This window comes from Plebeiibacterium sediminum (assembly GCF_026013605.1).
Taxonomy (GTDB): domain Bacteria; phylum Bacteroidota; class Bacteroidia; order Bacteroidales; family Marinilabiliaceae; genus Saccharicrinis; species Saccharicrinis sediminus.
Map to the genome: position 1 here is coordinate 1 of NZ_JAPDPJ010000166.1, position 2665 is coordinate 2665.

Here is a 2665-nt window from a genome sequence, read left to right on the forward strand (position 1 = left end):
CACACCCGATGTTTATCACAAAAGATTTGTATTTTTAAACTTTTTCAAGAACTTCGGGTGTGGGTGCACTGCTGCTCATGCAGGGCACACACACGTTATGTAATTTAATGGCATATTAGCTGTAATTTGGGAGTTCGGCTCCCGCAGGTTATCATTGACCTGGCGGACAATGATGCAGTCCGCAGACTGCCACAAAATTAATAACAACCGTTAGGCATTATTCTAAAATACACCGAATCAATATTATAGAAAGTTAATTATTGCTGGAAAAATTTTTAGGCATCCGTAGCTAACGAAAGAAAAATACATACTGGAATGTTTTTTATATAATACGCAAGAGTTATTGCATTTTAGTCTTATGGACGTTGAAATTTAACAAAAGAAAAGCATAATCAAAATTATGGGAATAGATGAGAGATTAATAGAATGGATTAATAAGACAGGATATCCACTTGAAATTTTTACAGAATCAGTATTGAGCAAATATGATTACAAAATCATTAACTCAGAAATATATCAAGATAAAGAAAATAATATTTCACGTGAATTAGATTTGTTTGCATCAAAAAGTTGGGATATAGAGGATTTCAAAGTTAATTTAGATATTCATTTACTTATTGAATGCAAAAAATCAACGAAACCATTTCTTTTACTAAAGAACAATTCAATTAAGGAAGAAAAACTTTCTCTTGGAGAAATTTACGGTAGTAATGATTTATTATCAATGATTTTTTTAACAGGTAGTCCTACAGAAATTGATGTGCCCGGAAAATTTGAAAGTGGTTTTAAATTAATTCAGGCGTTTAATACAAGCGATGAGACAATTCATAAAGCCGTTAACACATTGCTCAAGTCTTTTAACCATTTTATATCAAAAGAGAAAGAATACGAAGATGACTACAAAACGGATAATGTACACTCTATAGTATTACCGATTTTGATTATTGATGCTCCTTTCTATGCATTGGGATTAAACAAAGATTCAGAATTAGAAATAAATGAAATTGAAACCGGAATACTGAAACATAGAAGTCATTTAAATAGATTTGAAAATGATACGTTTCCTATTACAATTATAACAAAAAATAAGGTCGAAGATTTTGCAAAATCAATCAATATTTTCGGAGAATTATTTTTTAAATATTTGGTGGAAAATCCTGATTACAATATAAATAATTTGCAAAATTTGGAAATAAAAGTAAGAAACAATGCCTAACAGCACATGAAATTTAAGGGCTGGTCTTAAATTAATTGAAGATTTCTATCACGTATTAGCTTTGGTTTAGCTTAACAGGAATGAAGGTCGCAATCAGCCCCATAAATTTATGTGTATCGTTGGCAAACATAATAAACTCACGACCTGAATAAAATTTGATTATGAAAAATATATTTCTAATAATTTTATCAGTAATACCATTACTGGGATTTGGACAATCACAAAAATCATTAAGTGAAATTTTATGGAGTAGAGTAAGTCATTGTTATTCAATGTTTGAGGATATGGATGATGATGGTGTTCCCGATTTTAATAAGATAGATGACTCAAAAAATGGATATTTAAAAATATCAGGTTCATGGCCGACATGTGGTTGTTCGTGTAGTTCAACAGTAGGAGCCTATAAAAATAACGAAGGAGAATATATTATTCTTCAATCTGATAAGGAATTATGTAGCTGGGAAAGAAAAATTTCTTCAAATAAAAACATAAATGAAATACTCCCGATTGATTTTGGTATTAATTCATTCTTGTCTGAAAAATTAGAAATAAAATATAGTAATCCAATATTTTTTATTGATGTCGAAATACCTCGTGTTGGCACTGATACTAAAGTGAAAATTGAATTAGTACCACTAGGATTATTTCCATATGGAGATAATTTAATTTGTTTTGAGTATGGTCAAAATAAATCATGTAAATCACTTTATCTCTTTAAGGATATAGTTAATAAAATGACTGATATTAATACACTTGATTATTTATTGGCAGGAGAATTTGAAAAAATAAACACCGTAGATAATAAATTGATTCAAAAAGGAATTGGGACTGATGATAGTCGTTTTGATTCATTAAATGAGATGCAGGAATATTTATTAAGAGTTAAGAAAGTATATGATATTTATTGCAAATTAGAAACTAAGGAACTTATACTTGGGTGGAATCGAATTGAATCGAGATTTTATATAAAGAGAAAAGGTGAATGTATAGTTCAAGTTTCATTTATAGACTTTTTAAAAAGTAGTGAATATTGGGATTGGATGTGTTAAAAATTACGTTTGCCAATTGAGTAGCAAGCCACTAGACTAAAAGCCTAGTGGAGAAGCTCTCACACCACCGTACGTACGCGATCTTTGCTCCTTCCTTCCATTTAAAAAGTCCACAGGACTTTCAAAATGGAGGAACATATACGGCGGTTCTCTACATCATGGGGAATAAGGTATTAGAATTTGAAGCCAAAGAAGAGTGCAATTGATTATACATATCAGATAAAGCAATATAGCCACGTTTTTGAAGTCGTTCAACCGTAATAGTGGTTCCTAAAATAGGACTCTGAGCAATAGCCCAACCTCCCATTACTCATAAATAGTTTATTAGTTTTGGTATTCATGATTTCGTTCCTCAATTCGGCTCCGGCTCCATGCATAAGCATGATCAAGGTCGACGCCC

At 31.0% G+C, this 2665-nt stretch carries 2 protein-coding genes; both read left to right on the top strand.

The genetic code is table 11. The annotated features are described in order from the left end of the window. The first annotated feature begins 400 nt into the window (after positions 1 to 400). Positions 401 to 1216 carry a hypothetical protein gene (locus OM075_RS24765; RefSeq protein ID WP_301193246.1) on the top strand — a complete coding sequence of 272 codons (816 nt, stop codon included), beginning with the start codon at positions 401 to 403 and terminating at the stop codon, positions 1214 to 1216. A gap of 161 nt (positions 1217 to 1377) precedes the next feature. Beyond that, the gene (locus OM075_RS24770) at positions 1378 to 2265 is read left to right on the top strand and encodes a hypothetical protein (protein WP_301193247.1); all 888 of its coding nucleotides are present in this window, start codon (positions 1378 to 1380) and stop codon (positions 2263 to 2265) included. Positions 2266 to 2665: the final 400 nt, after the last annotated feature.

What these genes read in the sequence shown, in the direction of transcription:
- OM075_RS24770 (WP_301193247.1), top strand. Translation starts at nt 1,378, where the DNA reads ATGAAAAATATATTTCTAATAATTTTATCAGTAATACCATTACTGGGA.
- OM075_RS24765 (WP_301193246.1), top strand. Translation starts at nt 401, where the DNA reads ATGGGAATAGATGAGAGATTAATAGAATGGATTAATAAGACAGGATAT.